Below are 20515 nucleotides of genomic sequence, written 5' to 3'. Positions count from 1 at the left end.
ACTGCGCACCCTGTCCCACCACTTGGGTGCCGTCCGGTACGCGGGTGTCCGCGTCGCGCGCCTGCGGTGACCGGAGGGCCCCGACGGGTACCCGGAACGCCACCGAGAGAACGAGGGCGAGAGGGACACGTCATGGCACAGCACGTCCGCGACATCATGACCGGCGCACCGGCGACCGTCGGGCCGCAGACCTCCGTCGCGGAGGTCGCCCGCATCATGCGCGACCGCGACCTCGGAGCCGTTCTGGTGACCGACGGGGACCGGCTGCGCGGCCTGGTCACCGACCGCGACCTGGTGGTGCGGTCGGTCGCCCGGGGGGTGGACACCGAGGAGACCACCGTGGCCGGCGTGTGCAGCGACGACCTGGTGACGGTGGGGCCGGACGACGACCTGGACCACGCGGTGCGGCTGATGCGCGAGCACGCCGTGCGCCGCGTTCCGGTCGTCGAGGACGGACACCCCGTCGGCGTCGTCACGCTGGGGGACACCGCGATGGAGCGCGACCCGGAGTCGGCCCTGAGCGACATCAGCGTGGCCCGGCCCCACACATGAGCCCTCGTGCCAGAACCCCGCTCACCGGAAGGTGAGTTGACGCCGAGGAGGCGCATGCGGCGGCGGGGTGTTTGCCCGCTGCGGCGCCGGGGACCCGAAGGTCAGTGGAAGCAGAAGGAAGATGATGCGTCGTGACAACGGAGATCAGCGACCCTCGGCCCAGCCGGCCGGAGACCGGCTGGGCGTGCGCCCGCCGACTGCGCGGCAAGCACGCCCTGCGCACCTGCCGCCCCGCCGTGGACCGGGACACCGGCACCACCGTCCCCGAGACGGACGCGGAGGGGAACATCGTCAGGGGCGAGGACTAGAGCGAGCCGACGCCGAACCGTAACTGCCGGGCGACCGGCGTGCTCCCCCGACCGGCCCAGCATCATCGGCCACCCGTCCCGCTCCCGTGCCAGGCTGAGTCCCGTCGCGCTGTATCCGGCCGGTCCCCGGCCGGTCGGCCCCGGACCCGGCGGAGGACACGATGTTGCTCAGTCTTCAGGAGCGGGAGCGCCTGATGATCTACACGGCCGCGAAGCTCGCGCAGGAACGCCGGGAACGCGGCCTGAAACTGAACCTCCCGGAAGCCACGGCGGTCATCTCCGCGTTCCTCCTCGAAGGGGCGCGTGACGGACGGACCAAGGCCGATCTCCAGGACGCCGGACGCGGGGTGCTGCGCCGGGACGAGGTGATGGACGGCGTACCCGAGATGCTCGTCCAGGTGCAGGTCGAGGCGACGTTCCTCGACGGCACGAAGCTCATCGCGGTGCAGGGACCGATCCAGTGAGCGAGCGGCAGGAGCGGCCGGGCAGCCACAAGTCGATCGTTCCCGGCTCCGGCAAGGGGGAGACGACCGGCCTGGTGCAGCCGGGGGCGGAGTCCGGGGCCCGTACGGGGGCGCCCGGGCAGATCATCCACGGCCCCGGTCCGGTGACCATCAACGAGGGCCGCCCCGTGATCAGCCTCTCGGTCGTCAACACGGCCGACCGTCCTGTGAGCGTCGGCTCCCACTACCACTTCGCCGAGGTGAACCCGGCCCTGAGCTTCGACCGCGAGCGCGCCTGGGGGCACCGGCTGAACATCCTCGCCGGCGGCATGCGGCGCTTCGATCCGGGCGCCACGGTGGACGTCGAACTCGTACCCCTCGGCGGCCGGCGCATCGTGCGCGGGCTGCGCGGCGAATGCGGAGGGCCCCTCGATGGCTGAGATCGACCGCCGCGAATACGTCGCCTCGCTCGGGCCCACGAAGGGCGACCGGATCCGCCTCGCCGACACCGACATCCTCATCGAAATCGAGGAGGACCGGTGCGTCGGCGGCGACGAGACCGTCTTCGGCGGCGGCAAGTCGGGACGGGAGTCGCAGGGACAGTCCCACGTCGCGCGGGCCGAGGGAACACCGGACCTGGTGATCGGCGGCGTCGTGGTGCTGGACCACTGGGGCATCGTCAAGACCGACGTCGGTATCCGCGACGGCAGGATCGTCGCACTCGGCAAATGCGGAAACCCGGACATCATGGACGGCGTCCATCCCGACCTGGTCGTCGGGCCGTCCACGGAGATGGTCAACGGCAGCGGGCTGATCATGACCGCCGGCACCGTCGACACCCATGTGCACTACGTGTCGCCCGACATGTCCGTGGTGGCCCTGGAGGCCGGCACGACCACCATGGTCGGCGGCGGCACCGGCCCGACCGACGGTTCCAAGGCGGCCCTGGCCACGCCGGGCGGCTGGTGGATGGACCGCATGCTGGAAGCGTTCGAGCCCTGGCCGGTCAACGTGCTGTTCCTCGGGCGGGGCAGCACGGTCAGTGAGGAGTCCCTCTGGGAGCAACTCCGCTCCGGCATGGGCGGGTTCAAGGTCCACGAGGACTGGGGCGCCACCCCGGCCGTCATCGACACGGCGCTGCGCGTCGCGGACGCCGCCGGTGTGCAGGTGGCGATCCACAGCGACACCCTCAACGAGGCCGGGTTCGTGGAGGACATGCTGCGCGCGGTGGGCGGCCGTTCGTTCCACGCCTTCCACACCGAGGGCGCCGGCGGCGGCCACGCCCCGGACATCATCCGCATCGCGGGGGAGCCCTGTGTCCTGCCGTCCTCGACCACGCCCACCCGGCCGTTCACGGTCAACACCGCCGACGAGCAGCTGGACATCTGCCTGATCGCACACCACCTGAACCCGAAGGTGCCGGCCGAACTCGCCTTCGCCGAGAGCAGGGTGCGGGCGTCCACCATGGCGGCGGAGGACATCCTCCAGGACATGGGCGCGATCTCCGCGATGTCCTCCGACGCCCAGGCCATGGGGCGGCTCGGCGAGGTGGTGCGGCGCACCTGGCAGACGGCGCACCTGATGAAGAAGCTGCGCGGTTCGGCGCCCGGCGACGGCGCGGCGGACAACCACCGCGCCCGCCGCTACGTCGCGAAGTACACCATCGTCCCCGCGGTCATCCACGGCCTCGAGCGCGAGGTCGGCTCGGTCGAGCCGGGCAAGCTCGCCGACCTCGTGCTGTGGGAGCCCGCCCTGTTCGGTGTGCGTCCCACGGCGGTCTACAAGTCGGGCATGGCGGCGATGGCGCTGCTCGGCGACCCCAACGCCGCGGTGCCCACCCCCCAGCCGGTGCTGCCCCGGCTGGGCTACAACGTGCACACCAGGGCGGCCGGCGCGACGAGTGTGGCGTTCGTCGCCCCGGCCGCGATCGAGGACGGACTGGCCGAGCGGCTGGAGCTCAGCCGCAGACTCGTGCCGGTGGAGAACATGCGCCACCGGACCAAGGCCGACCTGCCGGAGAACAGCGCGCTGCCCACCATCGAGGTCGACCCCGACACCTTCACCGTGCGCATCGACGGAGAGGTCGTCGACCACGAACCGGCCACCGAACTGCCGATGAACCATCGGTACTTCCTGTTTTGAGCGGGCCCCACGACCCCGCCACCGGGAGCGCCGCCCTGCTGATGCTGGCGGACGGGCGCTTCCCGGCGGGCAGTCACGCGCACTCCGGTGGTCTGGAGGCGGCCGTCGCCGCGGGCCGCGTCTCGGACACCGGCACCCTGGAGGAGTTCCTCCGCGGACGCATGACCACCGGCGGAGCGACCGTCGCCGCCTTCGCCGCCGCGGCCCGCGCCGCCTTCGGCGACGGACCGGCGCCGGCGGACCGCGAGGGCCGCATGACCCTGCTCGACACGGAGTTCGAGGCCCGCACCCCGGCGCCCGCGCTGCGCGCCACCTCCCGCAAGCTCGGCCGCCAGTTGCTGCGCGCGGCCCGGGCGATCCGGCCGCGCCCGGAACTGGACGCGTTCGCCGCCGCCCTGCCCGCGGGGCCGCACCAGCCGCTCGCCCTCGGCGCCGTGGCGTGGACCCTCGGGCTCGGCCTCCACGCGACCGCGTCGGCGGCCCTGCACGACGCCGTCACCGGCCCCGCCACGGCGGCCGTACGGCTGCTGGGACTCGACCCCTTCGCCGTACAGGCCGTGCTCGTCCGGCTGGCCCCGGACCTGGACCGTCTCGCGCGGACCGCGGCCGGCCACGCCCACCTGCCCCCCGAGCGGCTGCCGTCCCACGGCGCTCCACTGCTCGACATCTCCGCCGAACTCCACGCCACCTGGGAGGTGCGTCTCTTTGCCTCATGACGGGCACGCCACCGAAGAAGAGCTCACACAGAGCCACCCCGACCCCGGCCGACGGCCGGGCACGCTCCCGCGGACCCCCGGCCGCCCGCTGCGGATCGGCCTCGGCGGGCCGGTGGGGTCCGGCAAGACCGCACTGGTGGCGGCGCTGTGCCGCGCCCTGGCCGGCGAACTCCGGCTGGCCGTCGTCACCAACGACATCTACACCACCGAGGACGCCGACTTCCTGCTGCGCAACGGCGTACTGCCCGCCGAGCGCGTCCGAGCGGTCGAGACGGGCTGCTGCCCGCACACCGCCATCCGCGACGACATCTCCGCCAACCTCGAAGCCGTCGAGGACCTGGAGCGGAGCCTGAAGCCGCTGGACCTCATCCTCATCGAGAGCGGCGGGGACAACCTCACCGCCACCTTCAGCCACGGCCTGATCCACCACCAGATCTTCGTCATCGACGTCTCCGGCGGCGACAAGGTGCCCCGCAAGGGCGGACCCGGAGTCACAGCCTCCGACCTGCTGGTCATCAACAAGACCGACCTCGCCGGCCAGGTCGGCGCGGACCTGTCGGTGATGGCACGCGACGCGAAGGCCAAGCGGGACGACCTGCCCGTGTGCTTCCTCTCCCTCGTCGAGGACCCCGCAGCCCACGAGGTCACGGCCTGGGTGCGCGGACTGCTCCGCGACGCCGGATGAGGAGCGGCCATGACCCGGGCGTCGGCCTGCGTCGCCACCGAAGCGGTCCCGCCCGCCGGCACCGGCCGGGCCGGCACGCGGATCTCCGTGCTCCGCTCCGGCTGGCCGGTGATGCTGCGCACCACCTCGCTCCTGGCCCCGTCTCCCACCACCACGTGGGCCTGCCGCACCGCCGACGCGGCACACGTCCACGTGGCGGCGGGCGCCGCCGGTCCCCTCGGCGGCGACCTGCTGCGCCTGGACGTCCGGGTGGGCCGCGGCAGCGCCCTCGTCCTCGGGGAGATCGCCCCGACCCTGCTGCTGCCGGGGACCTACGACGAGGAGTCACGCCTGGACGTGCGGATCCACGTGGGCGTGGACGCCTCCCTCGCCTGGCTTCCCCAGCTGGTGATCGCCGCGCGGGGCTGCCGGCACGTCACCGACGTGCGGGTGGTGCTGGAGCGCGGCGCCCGGCTCGTCCTGAGGGAGGAGGTGCTGTTCGGACGGCACGGTGAATCCCCGGGCAGCTTCCGGCAGCGGGTGCGCGTCGAGTCGGAGCACGGCCCGGTGTACGACCAGGAGCTCGCCTCGGGACCCGGCGCACCGGGGTGGGACGGCCCCGCCGTCACCGGGGGCCGCCGCGCCGCCGGGACGGTGCTCGTCGTGGACCCGGCGCTGCCCTCCGGCCACGCCACCGCCGTACCCGGCCGGGACCCCGACACCGCCGTCATGGCCCTCCCCGGCACCGGCGCGGTCCTGGCCGCCTGCCTCGCCGCCGACACGGCGGTACTGCGCCGGCACCTGGACCTGGCCACCGCCCGGCTCCTCACCCCGGCGGACCCGCCGCGGCCCGCTCAGGCCGCCGCGCCGCCCCGGGCCTCCCGGGCGTCACTCCCGGACGGAGCGGTCGAGCCGCCGCGAACCGCCGGCGCGCCTACGCTGTGACCCGTGCGCCTGCTCCTGATGTCCGACACCCACCTGCCCAAGCGCGCCAAACGGCTCCCCGAGCGGCTGCTCGACGAAGTCCCCCGCGCGGACGTCGTGTTCCACGCGGGGGACTGGGTCGACACCGACACCCTCGATCTGCTGGAGAGCCGCAGCCGCAGGCTGATCGGCGTGTACGGCAACAACGACGGCCCCGAGCTGCGCACCCGCCTGCCCGGGACCGCGTACGCCGAACTCGGCGGGCTGCGCTTCGCAGTGATCCACGAGACCGGCCCGGCCAAGGGGCGGGAGACCCGGTGCGCCGAGCGCTTTCCCGGGATCGACGTGCTGGTGTTCGGGCACAGCCACATCCCGTGGGACACCGTCGCTCCCACGGGACTCCGTCTGCTGAATCCGGGCTCTCCGACGGACCGCCGCCGTCAGCCCCACTGCACCTACATGACCGCCGTGCTCACCGGCGGCCGGCTCACGGAGGTGGACCTCCACCGGCTGCCCCGGCGCTGACGGTCCGGGCCGCTTCGTCTCGGTGGAAGCGGCCCGGGCTCACGAACATGTGCGCTTCCACGGACCTCCTTCCCACGATCGGAGGTGATACCGGGCGACTACCCCACCGCGCCGGGCTCACACCTCTCTTCTCCCGAATCCTCCGGGGACGTGGATGCCCCGCCGGCTACTCGTCCCAGGCCTGGATCATCGTCTGAGCGGTGATCCTCCCGTCCCGCAGGGTGAGCATCGACTCCGAGAGCACCCGTGTCCCGTCCGGGTACCGGCAGCTCTCGCAGTAGGCGGCGTGATCGCCCTGGACGACGCACGCCTCGAGCCGGTGCGTCATGTCGCGGCTGTAGACGTCGTCGAGCACGGCCGCGATCTCGTCCCGGCCGCGCAGCACCCTGGGGTGGCTGGGCTGGGTGTTGCGGTCGACGATGCGCAGCTCCGCGTCGTCCGCGTAGAGCGCCACCAGCCCGGCCGGCGTGTCCGCCTCGATGCCCCGGCGCAGCGTGTCCGTGCCGAAGCCGGACGGTGCCGCGGTTGTCATGATGACCACCTCCCGACGAGGCCGCGGCCCGGACCTCCGGCAGGCCGAGACGGCCTCTCCTACGAGCCTCCTCCGGCCCGGTGGGCAGGGCAAGCCCCACGTGCCCGCCCCGGGCCGCGGTCACCCACCCGTCGCCAGGAACTGCGTCGCCGCCAGCTCCGCGTACAGCGGATCGGTGGTCACCAGCTCCCGGTGCGTGCCGACCGCGCGGACCCGGCCCGCGTCCATCACCACGATCCGGTCGGCCATCGTCACCGTGGACAGCCGGTGCGCGACCACCAGCACCGTCGTCGTCCGGGCCACATCGGCGACGGTGTCCCGCAGCGCCGCCTCGTTCACCGCGTCGAGCTGCGAGGTCGCCTCGTCGAGCAGCAGCAGCCGGGGCCGGCGCAGCAGGGCACGGGCGATGGCGACCCGCTGCCGCTCACCCCCGGACAGTTTGGTGCCGCGATGCCCGACCAGCGTGTCCAGGCCGTCCGGCAGCCCGGACACCAGCCCGTCCAGCCGGGTCGTCTTCAGCACCCGCGTCACCGTGTCGTCGTCCGCCCCGGGGCTGCCCAGCAGCAGGTTGTCCCGCAGGGTGCCCGACAGTACGGGCGCGTCCTGCTCCACATAGCCGATCGCGGCCCGCAGCTCCGCGAGCGGCCAGCCGGCCACATCCCGGCCGTCGAGCGTGATCACGCCGCTGTCGGGGTCGTAGAACCGCTCGATGAGGGAGAAGACGGTGGTCTTGCCCGCCCCGGACGGGCCGACGAACGCCGTCATGCCCTGCGCGGGCACGGTGAACGTCACCCCGTGATGGACGTACGGCAGATCGTCGGCGTACCGGAAGCGGACGTCCTCGAAGGCGAGCGCGGCGGGCGCCGTGCCGGGGGCGGGCAGTTCCGCGGGCCCGGCGGCCGGTTCGGCGGGCAGCCGCAGCGCCTCCTGGATCCGGGCGAGCGCGGCGCTGCCCGCCTGGTACTGCGTGATCGCGCCGACGATCTCCGTGATCGGCGCCATCAGATAGAACACGAACAGCAGGAACGCCACCAGCGTCCCGATGTCGATGGCCTCCGTCGCCACCCGCGCCCCGCCCACCGCGAGCACGGTGATGAACGCGATCTGCATCGCCAGCCCGGCCGTGTTCCCCGCCGCGGCCGACCACTTGGCGGCGCGCACGCTCTGCCGCCACGACTCCCGCGCGGCCTCGTGCAGCGTGCGCTCCTCCCGCGGCTCGGCACCCGACGCCTTCACCGTGCGCAGCGCCCCGAGGACCCGCTCCAGCGAGGCCCCCATCACACCGACCGCGTCCTGCGCCCGGCGGGAGGCCCGCTGGATCCGCGGCACGATCAGCCCGAGCACGGTCCCCGCGACGGCGATCACGCCCAGGGTGACGGCCAGCAGCACCGGGTCCACGAACCCCATCAGCACCACGGTCGCGATCAGTGTGAGCCCGCCCGTGCCCAGACCGACCAGTGAATCGGTGGTCACCTCCCGCAGCAGCGTGGTGTCGGAGGTGATGCGCGCCATCAGATCGCCCGGCTCACTGCGGTCCACGGCCGCTATGCGCAGCCGCAGCAGATACGACGACAGCGAGCGCCGCGCCCCCAGCACCACCGACTCGGCGGTGCGCCGCAGCACGTACGAACCCAGCCCGCCCAGTACGGCGTTGGCGACGACCAGGGCCGACATCAGCAGCAGCGGGCCGGAGATGGCCCGGTCGTCCGCGAGGCCGTCGATCAGCTCCCTGGCCACCAGCGGCAGCATCAGCCCCGTCGCGCCGGTCATCAGCGAGAGCAGGGCACCGCCCAGCAGGGCCCACCGGTGCGGGCGTACGTATCCGAGCAGCAGCCGCCAGGCGGGCGGACCGGATTCCTCGGCGGCGATGGTCACGTGGCCCCCCTCGGCGACGGATGGAAAGGCCAGGCTACGTCGGCCGCGCGGACCCGCCGCACGGCGGGCGGCACCACCGATCATTCCCGCGTAGGGTCGGGGGGACGGACACCGGCCGAAGAAGGAGTCAGCACCATGGCCCAGGAAGTACGCGGCGTGATCGCACCCGGCAAGGACGAGCCGGTGCGGATCGAGACGGTCGTCGTACCCGACCCGGGACCCGGCGAGGCGGTCGTACGGATCCAGGCCTGCGGGGTGTGCCACACCGATCTGCACTACAAGCAGGGCGGGATCAGCGACGACTTCCCGTTCCTGCTCGGGCACGAGGCCGCGGGCGTCGTCGAGTCGGTCGGCGACGGCGTCACCGACGTCGAACCCGGCGACTTCGTGATCCTCAACTGGCGCGCGGTGTGCGGGAAGTGCCGCGCCTGTCTGCGCGGACGCCCCTGGTACTGCTTCGACACGCACAACGCGAAGCAGAAGATGACCCTCGCCTCCACCGGCCAGGAACTCTCCCCGGCGCTCGGCATCGGCGCCTTCGCCGAGAAGACCCTCGTCGCCGCCGGACAGTGCACCAAGGTCGACCCCGCCGTCTCCGCCCAGGTCGCCGGGCTGCTCGGCTGCGGAGTGATGGCCGGCATCGGCGCCGCCATCAACACGGGCGAGGTCGGCCGGGGCGACTCGGTCGCCGTCATCGGCTGCGGCGGCGTCGGCGACGCGGCGATCGCCGGGTCCCGGCTCGCCGGAGCGGCGAAGATCATCGCCGTCGACATCGACCAGCGCAAGCTCGACACCGCGCGCTCCATGGGCGCCACCCACACCGTGAACTCCCGGGAGACCGACCCCGTCGAGGCGATCCGCGACCTCACCGGCGGCTTCGGCGCCGACGTGGTCATCGAGGCCGTCGGCCGCCCCGAGACCTACCAGCAGGCCTTCTACGCCCGTGATCTGGCCGGCACGGTCGTCCTGGTCGGCGTCCCCACCCCGGAGATGAAGCTCGAACTGCCGCTCCTCGACGTCTTCGGCCGCGGCGGCTCCCTGAAGTCCTCCTGGTACGGCGACTGCCTGCCCTCCCGGGACTTCCCGATGCTGATCGACCTGCACCTCCAGGGACGCCTGGACCTCGCCGCGTTCGTCACCGAGACCATCCAACTGGACGAGGTCGAGAAGGCGTTCGAGCGCATGCACCACGGCGACGTGCTGCGTTCGGTGGTGGTGCTGTGATGGCCGCCCGCATCGAACGACTCGTCACCTCCGGGCAGTTCAGCCTCGACGGCGGCACCTGGGACGTCGACAACAACGTGTGGATCGTCGGCGACGACCACGAGGCGATCGTCATCGACGCCGCCCACGACGCCGACGCCATCGCCGAGGCGGTGGGGGACCGGCGCCTGACCGCCATCGTGTGCACCCACGCCCACAACGACCACATCGACGCCGCCCCCGCGCTCGCCGAGCGCACCGGCGCCACCATCTGGCTGCACCCCGACGACCTGCAGCTGTGGAAGCAGACCCACCCCGACCGCGACCCCGACGCCTGGCTGGCCGACGGCCAGGTGATCGAGGCCGCCGGCGCCGACCTCACCGTGCTGCACACCCCCGGGCACGCGCCGGGCGCGGTCTGCCTCCACGACCCGGGGCTGGGAGCCGTGTTCACCGGCGACACCCTCTTCCAGGGCGGTCCCGGCGCCACCGGCCGCTCCTTCTCCCACTTCCCGACGATCATCGACTCGATCCGGGACCGGCTGCTGACCCTCCCGCCCGAGACGAAGGTCCTCACCGGTCACGGCGACTCCACCACCATCGGCGCGGAGGCCCCGCACCTGGAGGAGTGGATCGCGCGGGGCCACTGAGCGGGCCCGCCCGGGCGACCGCAGCGGAACGCGGCCGCACCGCGTGAAACCCGGGCGACCCGCGCGGAAAAGGTGACAGAAGATGTCCGGCTTCCCCGTCATCCTCGAAGCGAAGAGCCGAGCAGGGTGACAGGAGGCCGTACATGTCGGAGCAGCTGAAGGGCAGGGTCGCGCTGGTGGCCGGGGCGACCCGGGGAGCCGGACGGGGCATCGCCGTGGAACTGGGCGCGGCGGGCGCCACCGTGTACGTCACGGGCCGCAGCACCCGCGCCCGCCGCTCCGAGTACGACCGCCCCGAGACCATCGAGGACACCGCCGACCTGGTCACCGAGGCGGGCGGCACGGGGATCGCGGTACCGGCCGACCATCTCGACCCCGCGCAGGTCCGCGCACTCGTCGAGCGGATCGACGGCGAACAGGGCCGCCTGGACGTCCTCGTCAACGACGTCTGGGGCGGCGAGACGCTCTTCGCATGGGACGCGCCCGTCTGGGAGCACGACCTGGACAAGGGTCTGCGCCTGCTCCGTCTCGCGGTCGAGACCCACGCCATCACCAGCCATCACGCCCTGCCGCTGCTGCTGCGCCACCCCGGCGGACTGGTCGTCGAGGTCACCGACGGCACCGCCGACTACAACCGCGACACCTACCGCGTCTCGTTCTTCTACGACCTCGCCAAGTCCTCCGTGCTGCGCATGGCCTTCGCCCTCGGCCACGAACTCGGCCCGCGCGGCGCCACGGCGGTCGCCCTCACCCCGGGCTGGCTGCGCTCGGAGATGATGCTCGACCACTACGGTGTGCGCGAGGACAACTGGCGCGACGCCCTCGCCGGCGTCCCCCACTTCGCCATCTCGGAGACCCCGCGCTATGTCGGACGGGCCGTCACCGCCCTCGCCGCCGACCCGGACGTGGCCCGCTTCAACGGCACCTCACTCTCCAGCGGCGGCCTCGCCCGGGAGTACGGCTTCACCGACCTCGACGGCAGCCGCCCGGACGCCTGGCGCTACCTCGTCGAGGTCCAGGACCCGGGCAGGCCGGCCGACGTGACCGGCTACCGCTGATCCCGCCGGAAAACGCCTGCGGCGGTGATCGTCCGGCGGTTACCGTCACCCCATGACGACGGACACACGGCGCTTCGAGGGGTACGGGGTTCTCATCACCGGGGCGGCACGCGGCATCGGCGCGGCCACCGCCCGGCGGTTCGCCGAGGAGGGCGCCGGGGTCCTGGTGGCCGACGCGGACCCGGACGCGGCGCAGCGGACGGCATCGGCCCTGCGGGAGCGAGGGCTCACCGCGGAGGCCTTCACCTGCGACGTGACCGACCGCGCCACGGTCGACGCGGCCGTGGCGCACGCCGTGCGCGCCTTCGGTTCGCTCGACGTCCTGGTCAACAACGCCGCCCACTGCACACCGGACGCGCCCCGCTTCGAGGACGAGCCGGACGAGGAGTGGGCCGCGGACCTCGACGGCACCCTCACCGGCGCCTACCGCTGCTGCCGCGCCGCTCTGCCGCACCTCGCCGCCTCCGGCAGGGGAGCCATCGTCAGCGTCGGCTCCGTCAACGGCCTCCAGGACTTCGGCAATCACGCCTACAGCGCCGCCAAGGCGGGCCTGATCTCCCTCACCCGCACCCTCAGCGGGCACGCCGGGCCGCGCGGTGTCCGGGTCAACCTCGTCGCACCGGGGACCATCCGCACCCGCGCCTGGGCCGGGCGGGACGACGACCTCGAAGCGCTCCGCCGCGTCTACCCGCTGGGCCGCGTCGGCGAACCCGAGGACATCGCGGCCGCCGTCACCTTCCTCGCCTCCCGCGACGCGTCCTGGATCACCGGGACCACCCTCGTGGTCGACGGCGGGATCACCGCGGTGAACACGGGATTCGGCCGGGCGGTGCCCCGTCCCTCCGCTCCGGGCCGTACAACCGAATCCCCCGATGGGTCGTCTACCTGAGAGAGTGCGCCGGCCATGCGCACACCCACTGCGGAAAGGCAGGAACGACCATGGGGGACATACGGAGACGGAGTGCCGTCGTCCTGGGGGTCACCGGGCTGGTGGCCCCGCTCACCCTCGCGATCGGCGCGACTCCGGCGCAGGCCGCGAGCTGCACCACCTCGACGGGCCCGTATCAGAAGAAGGTGGAGAAGTTCCTCGGCCGCCCGGTGGACGGCAGGCAGTCCTCCGCCGACTGCAAGGCCATCCGCGCCTTCCAGACCAAGCACGGGATCAAGCCGAACATCGGGTACGCCGGCCCCGTCACCTGGGGCGTGATGGACCTGATGAACAAGCAGAAGGCCGTGGGGAAGAACCCGAACAAGGCGGGCAAGTGCCCCACCAACAAGGGCCGGATCGCCTGTGTGAACCTCACGCTCCAGCTCAGCTGGATCCAGGACGGCAAGAAGCTCGTGTACGGCCCCGTCCCGGTCCGTACCGGACGCAACGGGTACGAGACCCGCACCGGCCTGAAGAAGGTCTACTGGCGCAACATCGACCACGTCTCCACGATCTACGACGTGCCGATGCCCTACAGCCAGTTCTTCGACGGCGGCCAGGCCTTCCACTCGGCCGGCGTCAGCATGTGGAACCCGCCCGGCTCCCACGGCTGCGTCAACATGACCAGGACCACCGCCAAGAAGTACTGGTCGCTGCTGAAGAAGGGCGACGACGTCTACGTGTACGGCCGCAAGCCCGGCACCTGATCCCGACCCTCCGTCCCCCGGACCCGAGCGCGGGGTCCGGGGGCGGAGTGCTGTGAACTCGCCCACGTTCCACGGCAGATACGAAAGATGGACGTGATCAGCAACACTGTCGGAAATGTCCGATGCGCGTGCGATTACTCACAGCGTCTTCACCTCGGGCGCCGTATGCTTCACGGTATGTCCACCACTGTTGAACCCTCCTCCGAGCGATCGGCTGCCGAGGTCAACGAGGAGATCCGGGCCCTGTGGCTCCGGTCGGGCGGGACACTCAGCGTCGAACAGCGCGAGGAGTACCAGCGCCTGGTCCAGGAGTGGGCCTCGGCTCTCCCGCAGCCGGCCAGGGCCGCCTGAGTGATCCGTAGGCGGCCCGGGAATCGTCCGCCCGTCGCCGAATGGGTGCCCTTCTCGCACTGACCTCGGCCCTCTGCTACGGCATCGTCGTCCCCCGGTTCTCGGCTCCGCTCGAACCGGGAGGTGCCGGCGCGATGAGCGTGGTCGTTCCCGTGAGCGCCGTCACAGGTGTCGCGCTGTCCGTGCTCTGCGGTGTCCTCCTCCTCGGCGACCGCCCCGGCGCCCTGGCCTGAGCGGGGATCGCCATCACGGTGCCCGCCCTGTGGCGGGTGTCCGGCGGCGGCACCCGGCTCGGCCGCGCGGCGACCGACGGGCTCCTGGCGAGCCTCGGCGTCGCCGTGCAGTACGTCGCCCCGGGCCAGGCCGATCCGGGCAGCGGACTGTGGCCGGTCGCGGCGGGCCGGGCCGCCGCCGTCCTCGTGCTGCTCCCCGGCGCCGTCCGCCTCCCGCGCCTCCTGCGGCACCCGGCGCGGCCGGCCGCCCAGGCTCTGCTGATCGGTGCGGGCGCGGCCCTCGGCCTCGTCCTCTACCTGCTCGCCGCACAGCGGCGGCTGCTCTCCGTCGCCGTGGTGCTCGCCTCCCTCTACCCGGCCCTGCCGGTCGTCCTCGGACCGGCCGTGCTGCATGAACGCGTTTCCCGGCGGCGGACGGCCGGGCTGCCGGCCGCCGCACTGGCGACCGTGCTGCTCACCGTGGGCTGAGCGGTCCGCGCCCGCCCGGTCCGGTCAGCCCCACGTCGCCGAGTAGTGACGCCGGTACGCCTTGCGGTCCTGTTCCGCCCGTATCCACCGCGAGGCCACCAGCGCGATCAGACTGCCGCCCATCACCAGCAGGCCCGGGCCGACGTTCCGGGGGTCGGCCAGCCGCGACAGCAGCGTCGACGGGTCCGGGACGATCCCTCGCACCGGAGCCGACGAGCCCGGCGAGGCCTCGCCCGGAGCCGCCCCCGCCTCCGACGGCGCGGGGGACGGCGCCGTCGCGGCGCCGTCGGCCCCGGGCGCCACGATCAGCCGTACGTCGAGCTCCGTCAGCGCCTTCGTCACCGGCTGGAAGAACGTCGTACCGCCCGTGCCGCAGTCGCCGCTGCCACCGGAGGTGACACCGAGCGCGATCCCCTCGGAGAACATCGGACCGCCGCTGTCACCCGGTTCCGCGCACACGTCGGACTCGACGAGACCGCTGACGGTGCCCTCCGGGTAGTTCACCGTCGCGTTCAGGGCCGTCACCTCGCCGTCGCGCAGTCCGCTGGTGCTGCCGCTGCGGAAGATCCGCTGCCCGACCACCGGATCCGCCACGCCCGTGATCCGTACGCCCTTGCCGTCGCCGACCGCCACCACGCCCGCGCCCTCACCCGCCCGGCCACCGGCGTACTCGATGAGCGAGTAGTCGTCCCCGGGGAAGCTGCCACCGACCGTGGTGCCGACCTCCTGCTTGCCCGCGCTGTCGGCGAACCACACCGATCCGTCGGGCCCGCAGTGCCCGGCCGTGAGAATGAACTCCCGTTCGCCGTCGGTCACGTTGAAGCCGGCCGAGCACCGGCCGGCCGTCGACAGAATGGGCCGGGCGCCGTTGAGGCGGGTGGTGAACTCGCCCTCGGTCCGCTCCATGCGCACGAACCCGCCGATGCCGTTCGCCACTTCGGTCAGCTCGGACCAGTCGTCCGCGGACACCGTGATGTCGCCGCGGACCACCACCTCGTTGGACCGGTAGTCCATGACCCACGCGGTCCCGGGCACGCGCGGCGCCGAACCCAGCGTCTTTGTGGCGGACTTGAAGTCGTCCATGCTGTGGCGGACCATCCGCGCCTCGGCGCCCGCCTCGCGCACCTCGGCCGCCGCCTCCTCGTCGGTGACCGCGACCACCGTCCTGCCGTCGGCGCCGATCCAGCTGCCCGCCGTACGGGACGTGCCCAGCCGCGACACCAGGCCGGCGCCCGGCCCCACCGACGTCTCCTCGGCGGTGGAGAACGGCACCGCGTCGGGCACCTGCGGTTCACCGGCGACGGCGCGGGTGACCATCGTGGCCCCCAGGAGGAGTCCGCCGACGGCCGCCAGCCGTGTCACTCGCCGGACGGCCCGTCGTCGTGCGTGCCTCATGCATGGCTCCCGAACCTCTGCAGCGCGGTGCGAACACCGCGGGGCCTCCCCTGAGTCGAGTGCCCTCCGTCCATACGGGCCCGAAGCCCCGTGCGTTCAGCGCGGACGTGATCCACGGCGAGCCGGCCGCGAGCCGCCACCCACGGGCCTTTCTCGGATGCCCGCTCCCGCCGAGGCCGCCTATCGTGTGCTCATGACCAGGATCCCGCACGAGAAGTCCGGTGAACCGAATCCCCTGCAGGCCCTCACCCTCGACCGTCTGCGGCGCCGCACCAGCATGAAGTGGCGCACCCACCCCGAGGACGTGCTGCCGCTGTGGGTGGCCGAGATGGACGTGCCCCTCGCCGAACCGGTCGTGCGCGCCGTCACCGAGGCCATGGAACTCGGCGACACCGGCTACCCCGTCGGCAGCGCCTACGCCGAGGCGCTGGCCGCCTTCGCGGAGAAGCGGTGGGACTGGGCCGGGCTCGCCGTGGAGCGCACCGCGATCGTGCCCGACGTCATGCTGGGCGTGGTCGAGATGCTCAAGCTGGTCACCGGGTACGGCGATCCGGTCGTGGTGAACCCGCCCGTCTACCCGCCCTTCCACGACTTCGTCCGCCACCTGGACCGCGAGGTGGTCGAGGCTCCGCTGGGCGCCGGCGCGCGGATCGACCTCGACGTCCTGGAGGACACCTTCCGGCGTGTGACGACCGGCCGGCGGCGCGCCGCCTACCTGCTGTGCAGCCCGCACAACCCCACCGGCACCGTGCACACCGCCGAGGAGCTGGCCGCCGTCGCCGTCCTCGCCGAGCGGTACGGCGTCCGCGTCGTCGCCGACGAGATCCACGCCCCGCTGGTCGTCGGCGACACGCGCTTCGTGCCCTACCTCGGCGTGCCGGGCGGTGAGCGCGGACTGTCCCTCATGTCGGCGTCGAAGGCGTGGAACCTGGCCGGACTCAAGGCGGCCCTCGCCGTCGCCGGGCCCGGGGCCGCCGACGACCTGGCCCGGATGCCCGAGGAGGTCGGCCACGGCCCCAGCCATGTCGGCATCCTCGCCCACACCGCCGCCCTGCGCGACGGCGTCCCGTGGCTGGACGCCCTGCTCGCCGGAGTGGACGACAACCGCCGGCTGCTCGCCGCACTCCTGGCCGAGCGGCTTCCCGCGATCCGCTACCGCCCCGGGGACGCCACCTACCTCGCCTGGCTCGACTGCCGCGGCCTCGGCCTCGGCGACGACCCGGCCGAAGCCTTCCTGCGGCACGGCCGCGTGGCGCTCACCGGGGGTCTCCCCTTCGGCACGGGCGGCGCGGGCCACGCCCGCCTCAACCTCGCGGCCTCGCCCGAGGTGATCGACGAGGCGGTGCGGCGGATGGCGGTCGCCGTGGAACGCGCGGGCGGCGCCCGTGGCTGACGAGGCGTTCGGCGATCCACGGCTGGCCGCGCTCTACGATCCGCTCGATCCCGACCGCGGTGACCTCGACGCGTATCTGCGCATGGCGGAGGAGTCCGGCGCCCGGCGCGTGCTGGACATCGGCTGCGGCACAGGGGTGTTCGCGCTGCTCCTGGCCGACCGCGGGATCGAGGTGACCGCCGTCGATCCCGCCCGGGCCTCCCTCGACGTGGCGCGACACAAGCCGGGCGCCGCACGGGTCCGCTGGATCGAGGGCGACGCCACGGCCCTGCCCCCGCTGGAGGTCGACCTCGCGACCATGACCGCGAACGTCGCCCAGGCCATCGTCGCTCCGGACCGCTGGCACGGCACCCTCGAGGGCGCCCGTGCGGCACTGCGGCCCGGGGGACGGCTGGTGTTCGAGACCCGCGATCCGGCCCGGCGGGCGTGGCGGGAGTGGACCAGGGAGGAGTCGTACAGCAGGGCGGACGTACCCGGCGCCGGCACGGTCGCCAGCTGGCACGAGGTGACCGGCGTGGACGGCCCACTGGTGACGTTCCGCACCACCTACGTGTTCGCCTCGGACGGCACGGTGCTGACGTCGCGGTCGACGCTGCGTTTCCGTGAACGGGAGGAGGTCGAGGCGGACCTCGTCGCGCACGGCTACGCGGTCGAGGAGGTGCGGGACGCCCCGGACCGCCCGGGCCGCGAGTTCGTCTTCGTCGCCCGCCGCCCGTGACCGCCCGGTCCCTGAGATCGCGTCAGGGCCTAGACTTCCCGCATGGACGACGCGTCGCGGGACCGGCTCGGGGCCGGTAAGTACCTGTTGGTCACCAGCTACCGCAAGAACGGCACGCCGGTGGCCACGCCGGTGTGGGTGGTGCCGGACGGTGACGCGCTCGGGGTGTGGACCGTCGCCGACTCCTGGAAGGTGAAGCGCATCCGCGCCCGTGGCGACGTCCTCGTCGGCCCGTGCGACGTCCGCGGCAGACCGACCGGTGACCAGGTCCCCGCCACCGCCGAGATCTGCGACCCGGCCACCACCGCCCGCTACCGGCGGCTGCTCGCCCGCAAGTACGGCCTGCTGGGCCGGCTGACGCTCCTGGGCAGCCGCCTCCGGAGGGGGCTCGACGGCACGGTGGGCATCCGGATCACCCTCTGAAGCCGCGGGCCCGCCGGCGCGTCAGGTCCAGGCCCGGAACGGCTCGTCGATCAGCTGGAAGACCGGCTCGCCCCGCACCGGGTCCTTGGCCGTCGACAGCCGGACGCGGTCACCGCTGTGAATACCGATCGGCGGGCCCATGACCCGGCCGCGCACCACGAACCCCTCCGCCATCTCGATCAGGGAGATGTTGCGGGCCGCCGGTGTGTTGCGGTGCAGCACCGTGGAGTGGCGGACCGTGCCGACACCCTCGCTGCGTTCCGTACGCAGCTCGCTGCCCTGGCAGACCGGGCACAGCAGCCGGTGGTACATGGCGGTCCCGCACCAGGTGCAGCGTTGATAGACCATGGCCTCCGCGTGGTCGGTGCCCCGCGGATCGAGGACGCCCGTCGCGGAGCCGGCTGCCTGCTGAGCGACGCTTCCTGAGTGGTGGTACACGCTGGTCAACTCCCTGCGCTCGGCCGGAAATCCCACGTGCGCGGTCGCCCGGGCACGCCGGTGCCCGGTGGGCGGCGCCACCGTGCACGGCCACAGCGTATGGCACTCAGTGCCACTCGTAAAGGCACTCCGTACCCTCAATTGTGCGGGGGACCACCCGGCTCAGCCTCGGCCGAGCGCGGACTCCAGCTCCTGCACCACCCGCCACAGCGGCGCCCCGCGCCGCGAGACGATCACGACCACGTCCTCGGGGCCCCCGGTCACGGCGGGCGCCGGCTGGGCGCCGAACGCCGCCCGGACATGCCCCAGCGCATGGTCGACCGCAGCCTCCGCGTCCCCCCTGCCGTCCGAACGCAGCCAGGAGCGCAGCGCGTTGTTGTGCGCCGCGACCACGGCCGCCGCGATCACATCGGCGCGCAGGATGCCGTCCCGCAGTCCGGCGAACCGGTCCCGCAGATATCCCGCCAGGGCGCGCTCGTAGCGCCACACCACGGACAGTTCGTACTGCCGCAGCCCCGGCACCTGCTTGGTGAGCCGGTAGCGCTGCACGGAGAACGTCGGGTTCTCGGCGTACATCAGCAGCACCAGCCGGGCCGCGTCGCAGACCCTGCGCACCGGGTCCTCGTCACCGGGGCCCGCGGCCAGGAAGACCGTCATGTCGGCCAGACACCGTTCGTGGTCGGGGAAGACCACGTCCTCCTTGGACGGGAAGTAACGGAAGAAGGACCGCCGCCCCACTCCGGCGAGCGCCACGATGTCGTCCACCGTGGTCCGTTCGTAGCCCCGCTCCAGGAACAGCCGGAAGGCCGCCCCCACCAGGGCGTCCCGCATCGCCGGTCTCCCGGCCTTCCCGTCGCGGCCGAGAGCCGCACTGCTGGAGCTCATGCACGGAACGTAGCACCGGGGAACCGTCGATGGCACTCGGTGCACGCTCGCACGGAACTCAGTACCGTCGGGGTGCTCCGCGGCAGGTCGTGCCTATGATCGGGCACCCGCCGTCGCCGAGGAGCCCGTATGCCGCCCGCCCGTCCCCGCGTCCTCTACGTCACCGACCTCGCCTACCCGGCCCGCGGGCGCCGCTACTGCGACGAGGACATCCAGCTGAGCTCCCGGCTGCGCGAGCACTTCGACCTCGCCCTGTGCCACCCGCGCGACACCGTCGCCCTCATGGACGCCTTCGACGCCGTCGTGGTCCGCAACAGCGGCCCCGTCCTTGGGTACCAGGACGCCTACGACGCCTTCCGCGAGCGCGCCCTCGCCACCGGAACCCCCGTCTACAACCCGCTCACCGGGCGCGGCGACATGGCCGGCAAGCAGTACCTGCTCGACCTGACCGCGGCGGGCCGGCCGGTGATTCCCACCGTCGGCCGGCCCGAGGACCTGCACCTGCTGCCCGCCGCGGAACGGTACGTGGTCAAACCCCGGCGCGGTGCCGACTCGATGGGACTGCGCGTCGTCCCCGCGGACGAGGTGCGCGGCCTCGCCGGCGGCGACGTCCTGGTCCAGCCGCACATCGACTTCGCCTACGAGGTCTCCTTCTACTACGTCGACCACGCGTTCCAGTACGCCCTTCACGCCCCCGACCCCGGGCGGCGCTGGCAGCTGGAGCCCTACCGAGCCACCCCGGACGACCTGGACTTCGCCCTCGGCTTCATCGAGTGGAACACCCTCGGCCACGGCGTCCAGCGCGTCGACGCCTGCCGCGCACCCGGCGGTGAGCTGCTGCTGGTCGAACTGGAGGACCTCAACCCGTACCTGTCCCTCGACGCCCTCGACGACGCCGGCCGGGAGGCGTTCGTGTCGGCGATGGTGACCTCCCTGCGCGGCTTCCTCCGCGACACCGCGGCGGCGGCCGGCTGAACCCACCGG

26 protein-coding genes are annotated in these 20515 nt (G+C 73.1%); 21 read left to right on the top strand and 5 right to left on the bottom strand.

Features of this window, described 5'->3' with window-relative positions:
* Nucleotides 1-132: 132 nt before the first annotated feature.
* The 9 genes from ACZ434_RS12680 (at nucleotide 133) to ACZ434_RS12640 (ending at nucleotide 6274) form a co-directional block, all read left to right on the top strand.
* Nucleotides 133-552, top strand: coding sequence for a CBS domain-containing protein (locus ACZ434_RS12680; RefSeq protein ID WP_468454759.1), 420 nt, complete (start codon nucleotides 133-135; stop codon nucleotides 550-552).
* A gap of 131 nt (nucleotides 553-683) precedes the next feature.
* Nucleotides 684-860 (top strand): hypothetical protein, encoded by a 177-nt coding sequence (locus ACZ434_RS12675; RefSeq protein WP_468454757.1) that lies wholly within the window; start codon nucleotides 684-686, stop codon nucleotides 858-860.
* Nucleotides 861-1021: 161 nt separating this feature from the next.
* Nucleotides 1022-1324 carry an urease subunit gamma gene (locus tag ACZ434_RS12670; protein ID WP_468454755.1) on the top strand — a complete coding sequence of 101 codons (303 nt, stop codon included), beginning with the start codon at nucleotides 1022-1024 and terminating at the stop codon, nucleotides 1322-1324.
* Between the two features lie 74 nt (nucleotides 1325-1398).
* Nucleotides 1399-1743, top strand: a complete 345-nt coding sequence (locus ACZ434_RS12665) for an urease subunit beta (protein ID WP_468455299.1) — start codon at nucleotides 1399-1401, stop codon at nucleotides 1741-1743.
* On the top strand, nucleotides 1736-3445 hold the full coding sequence (locus tag ACZ434_RS12660) for an urease subunit alpha (RefSeq protein WP_468454753.1): 1710 nt from the start codon (nucleotides 1736-1738) through the stop codon (nucleotides 3443-3445). Before ACZ434_RS12665 ends, ACZ434_RS12660 begins: the two co-directional genes overlap by 8 nt.
* Nucleotides 3446-3486: 41 nt before the next feature.
* Entirely contained in the window at nucleotides 3487-4161 is a 675-nt protein-coding gene (locus tag ACZ434_RS12655; RefSeq protein ID WP_468455296.1) for an urease accessory protein UreF, read from the top strand.
* Nucleotides 4151-4846, top strand: a complete 696-nt coding sequence (gene ureG, locus ACZ434_RS12650) for an urease accessory protein UreG (RefSeq protein ID WP_468454751.1) — start codon at nucleotides 4151-4153, stop codon at nucleotides 4844-4846. The genes ACZ434_RS12655 and ureG overlap by 11 nt, the downstream gene beginning before the upstream one ends.
* Nucleotides 4847-4855: 9 nt before the next feature.
* Entirely contained in the window at nucleotides 4856-5770 is a 915-nt protein-coding gene (locus ACZ434_RS12645; RefSeq protein WP_468454749.1) for an urease accessory protein UreD, read from the top strand.
* Between the two features lie 3 nt (nucleotides 5771-5773).
* Nucleotides 5774-6274: a metallophosphoesterase family protein gene (locus ACZ434_RS12640; protein WP_468454747.1), complete on the top strand. Its 501-nt coding sequence runs from the start codon at nucleotides 5774-5776 to the stop codon at nucleotides 6272-6274.
* A 166-nt stretch (nucleotides 6275-6440) separates the two neighbouring features.
* On the opposite strand, the gene ACZ434_RS12635 is transcribed toward ACZ434_RS12640, so the two are convergent.
* Together ACZ434_RS12635 and ACZ434_RS12630 are read right to left on the bottom strand one after the other, a co-directional pair.
* Nucleotides 6441-6806, bottom strand: a complete 366-nt coding sequence (locus ACZ434_RS12635) for a nuclear transport factor 2 family protein (RefSeq protein ID WP_468454745.1) — start codon at nucleotides 6804-6806, stop codon at nucleotides 6441-6443.
* 120 nt (nucleotides 6807-6926) lie between these two features.
* Complete coding sequence (locus tag ACZ434_RS12630; protein ID WP_468454743.1) at nucleotides 6927-8681, bottom strand: ABC transporter ATP-binding protein; 1755 nt, start codon at nucleotides 8679-8681, stop codon at nucleotides 6927-6929.
* A 135-nt stretch (nucleotides 8682-8816) separates the two neighbouring features.
* Here ACZ434_RS12630 and ACZ434_RS12625 point away from each other — a divergent pair, with 135 nt between their 5' ends.
* The 8 genes from ACZ434_RS12625 to ACZ434_RS12590 all read left to right on the top strand — a co-directional run bounded on the left by ACZ434_RS12625 (nucleotide 8817) and on the right by ACZ434_RS12590 (nucleotide 14279).
* Nucleotides 8817-9905, top strand: a complete 1089-nt coding sequence (locus tag ACZ434_RS12625) for an S-(hydroxymethyl)mycothiol dehydrogenase (protein ID WP_468454741.1) — start codon at nucleotides 8817-8819, stop codon at nucleotides 9903-9905.
* A complete protein-coding gene (locus tag ACZ434_RS12620; protein ID WP_468454739.1) occupies nucleotides 9905-10534 on the top strand; it encodes an MBL fold metallo-hydrolase in 630 nt (209 codons plus the stop codon). Before ACZ434_RS12625 ends, ACZ434_RS12620 begins: the two co-directional genes overlap by 1 nt.
* Nucleotides 10535-10677: 143 nt before the next feature.
* Complete coding sequence (locus ACZ434_RS12615) at nucleotides 10678-11592, top strand: SDR family oxidoreductase (protein ID WP_468454737.1); 915 nt, start codon at nucleotides 10678-10680, stop codon at nucleotides 11590-11592.
* A gap of 52 nt (nucleotides 11593-11644) precedes the next feature.
* The gene (locus tag ACZ434_RS12610; RefSeq protein WP_468454734.1) at nucleotides 11645-12481 is read left to right on the top strand and encodes an SDR family NAD(P)-dependent oxidoreductase; all 837 of its coding nucleotides are present in this window, start codon (nucleotides 11645-11647) and stop codon (nucleotides 12479-12481) included.
* 50 nt (nucleotides 12482-12531) lie between these two features.
* Entirely contained in the window at nucleotides 12532-13227 is a 696-nt protein-coding gene (locus tag ACZ434_RS12605; RefSeq protein ID WP_468454732.1) for a L,D-transpeptidase family protein, read from the top strand.
* A gap of 165 nt (nucleotides 13228-13392) precedes the next feature.
* Nucleotides 13393-13578, top strand: coding sequence for a hypothetical protein (locus tag ACZ434_RS12600; protein WP_030863721.1), 186 nt, complete (start codon nucleotides 13393-13395; stop codon nucleotides 13576-13578).
* 41 nt (nucleotides 13579-13619) lie between these two features.
* Nucleotides 13620-13811 (top strand): hypothetical protein, encoded by a 192-nt coding sequence (locus ACZ434_RS12595; RefSeq protein ID WP_468454730.1) that lies wholly within the window; start codon nucleotides 13620-13622, stop codon nucleotides 13809-13811.
* A gap of 18 nt (nucleotides 13812-13829) precedes the next feature.
* A complete protein-coding gene (locus ACZ434_RS12590) occupies nucleotides 13830-14279 on the top strand; it encodes an EamA family transporter (RefSeq protein WP_468454727.1) in 450 nt (149 codons plus the stop codon).
* 24 nt (nucleotides 14280-14303) lie between these two features.
* Here ACZ434_RS12590 and ACZ434_RS12585 read toward each other — a convergent pair whose 3' ends face one another.
* Entirely contained in the window at nucleotides 14304-15674 is a 1371-nt protein-coding gene (locus tag ACZ434_RS12585) for a S1 family peptidase (protein ID WP_468454725.1), read from the bottom strand.
* A 193-nt stretch (nucleotides 15675-15867) separates the two neighbouring features.
* Here ACZ434_RS12585 and ACZ434_RS12580 point away from each other — a divergent pair, with 193 nt between their 5' ends.
* From ACZ434_RS12580 to ACZ434_RS12570, 3 genes are read left to right on the top strand one after another with little or no spacing between them, the layout of a single operon-like run.
* Nucleotides 15868-17067: a MalY/PatB family protein gene (locus ACZ434_RS12580; protein WP_468454723.1), complete on the top strand. Its 1200-nt coding sequence runs from the start codon at nucleotides 15868-15870 to the stop codon at nucleotides 17065-17067.
* Nucleotides 17060-17785 carry a class I SAM-dependent methyltransferase gene (locus ACZ434_RS12575; protein WP_468454721.1) on the top strand — a complete coding sequence of 242 codons (726 nt, stop codon included), beginning with the start codon at nucleotides 17060-17062 and terminating at the stop codon, nucleotides 17783-17785. The genes ACZ434_RS12580 and ACZ434_RS12575 overlap by 8 nt, the downstream gene beginning before the upstream one ends.
* Before the next feature lie 42 nt (nucleotides 17786-17827).
* Complete coding sequence (locus ACZ434_RS12570) at nucleotides 17828-18208, top strand: PPOX class F420-dependent oxidoreductase (protein ID WP_468454719.1); 381 nt, start codon at nucleotides 17828-17830, stop codon at nucleotides 18206-18208.
* A gap of 21 nt (nucleotides 18209-18229) precedes the next feature.
* On the opposite strand, the gene ACZ434_RS12565 is transcribed toward ACZ434_RS12570, so the two are convergent.
* On the bottom strand, nucleotides 18230-18646 hold the full coding sequence (locus ACZ434_RS12565; protein ID WP_468454717.1) for a Zn-ribbon domain-containing OB-fold protein: 417 nt from the start codon (nucleotides 18644-18646) through the stop codon (nucleotides 18230-18232).
* A gap of 162 nt (nucleotides 18647-18808) precedes the next feature.
* Complete coding sequence (locus ACZ434_RS12560; protein WP_468454715.1) at nucleotides 18809-19531, bottom strand: TetR family transcriptional regulator; 723 nt, start codon at nucleotides 19529-19531, stop codon at nucleotides 18809-18811.
* A 129-nt stretch (nucleotides 19532-19660) separates the two neighbouring features.
* Here ACZ434_RS12560 and ACZ434_RS12555 point away from each other — a divergent pair, with 129 nt between their 5' ends.
* The gene (locus tag ACZ434_RS12555; RefSeq protein WP_468454713.1) at nucleotides 19661-20506 is read left to right on the top strand and encodes an ATP-grasp domain-containing protein; all 846 of its coding nucleotides are present in this window, start codon (nucleotides 19661-19663) and stop codon (nucleotides 20504-20506) included.
* Nucleotides 20507-20515 lie beyond the last annotated feature (9 nt).

It is taken from the genome of Streptomyces sp. NPDC030893, from assembly GCF_055571535.1.
The sequence above is the reverse complement of the archived record's forward strand: the minus strand, read 5'-3'. Positions and strand labels throughout refer to the sequence as shown.

Coding starts and splice junctions, on each gene's coding strand:
- ACZ434_RS12570 (WP_468454719.1), top strand. CDS start 17,828: ATGGACGACGCGTCGCGGGACCGGCTCGGGGCCGGTAAGTACCTGTTG.
- ACZ434_RS12555 (WP_468454713.1), top strand. CDS start 19,661: ATGCCGCCCGCCCGTCCCCGCGTCCTCTACGTCACCGACCTCGCCTAC.
- ACZ434_RS12635 (WP_468454745.1), bottom strand. CDS start 6,806: ATGACAACCGCGGCACCGTCCGGCTTCGGCACGGACACGCTGCGCCGG.
- ACZ434_RS12625 (WP_468454741.1), top strand. CDS start 8,817: ATGGCCCAGGAAGTACGCGGCGTGATCGCACCCGGCAAGGACGAGCCG.
- ACZ434_RS12580 (WP_468454723.1), top strand. CDS start 15,868: ATGACCAGGATCCCGCACGAGAAGTCCGGTGAACCGAATCCCCTGCAG.
- ACZ434_RS12600 (WP_030863721.1), top strand. CDS start 13,393: ATGCTTCACGGTATGTCCACCACTGTTGAACCCTCCTCCGAGCGATCG.
- ACZ434_RS12620 (WP_468454739.1), top strand. CDS start 9,905: ATGGCCGCCCGCATCGAACGACTCGTCACCTCCGGGCAGTTCAGCCTC.
- ACZ434_RS12660 (WP_468454753.1), top strand. CDS start 1,736: ATGGCTGAGATCGACCGCCGCGAATACGTCGCCTCGCTCGGGCCCACG.
- ACZ434_RS12680 (WP_468454759.1), top strand. CDS start 133: ATGGCACAGCACGTCCGCGACATCATGACCGGCGCACCGGCGACCGTC.
- ACZ434_RS12560 (WP_468454715.1), bottom strand. CDS start 19,531: ATGAGCTCCAGCAGTGCGGCTCTCGGCCGCGACGGGAAGGCCGGGAGA.
- ACZ434_RS12585 (WP_468454725.1), bottom strand. CDS start 15,674: ATGAGGCACGCACGACGACGGGCCGTCCGGCGAGTGACACGGCTGGCG.
- ACZ434_RS12655 (WP_468455296.1), top strand. CDS start 3,487: ATGCTGGCGGACGGGCGCTTCCCGGCGGGCAGTCACGCGCACTCCGGT.
- ACZ434_RS12615 (WP_468454737.1), top strand. CDS start 10,678: ATGTCGGAGCAGCTGAAGGGCAGGGTCGCGCTGGTGGCCGGGGCGACC.
- ACZ434_RS12645 (WP_468454749.1), top strand. CDS start 4,856: ATGACCCGGGCGTCGGCCTGCGTCGCCACCGAAGCGGTCCCGCCCGCC.
- ACZ434_RS12595 (WP_468454730.1), top strand. CDS start 13,620: ATGGGTGCCCTTCTCGCACTGACCTCGGCCCTCTGCTACGGCATCGTC.
- ACZ434_RS12670 (WP_468454755.1), top strand. CDS start 1,022: ATGTTGCTCAGTCTTCAGGAGCGGGAGCGCCTGATGATCTACACGGCC.
- ACZ434_RS12610 (WP_468454734.1), top strand. CDS start 11,645: ATGACGACGGACACACGGCGCTTCGAGGGGTACGGGGTTCTCATCACC.
- ACZ434_RS12605 (WP_468454732.1), top strand. CDS start 12,532: ATGGGGGACATACGGAGACGGAGTGCCGTCGTCCTGGGGGTCACCGGG.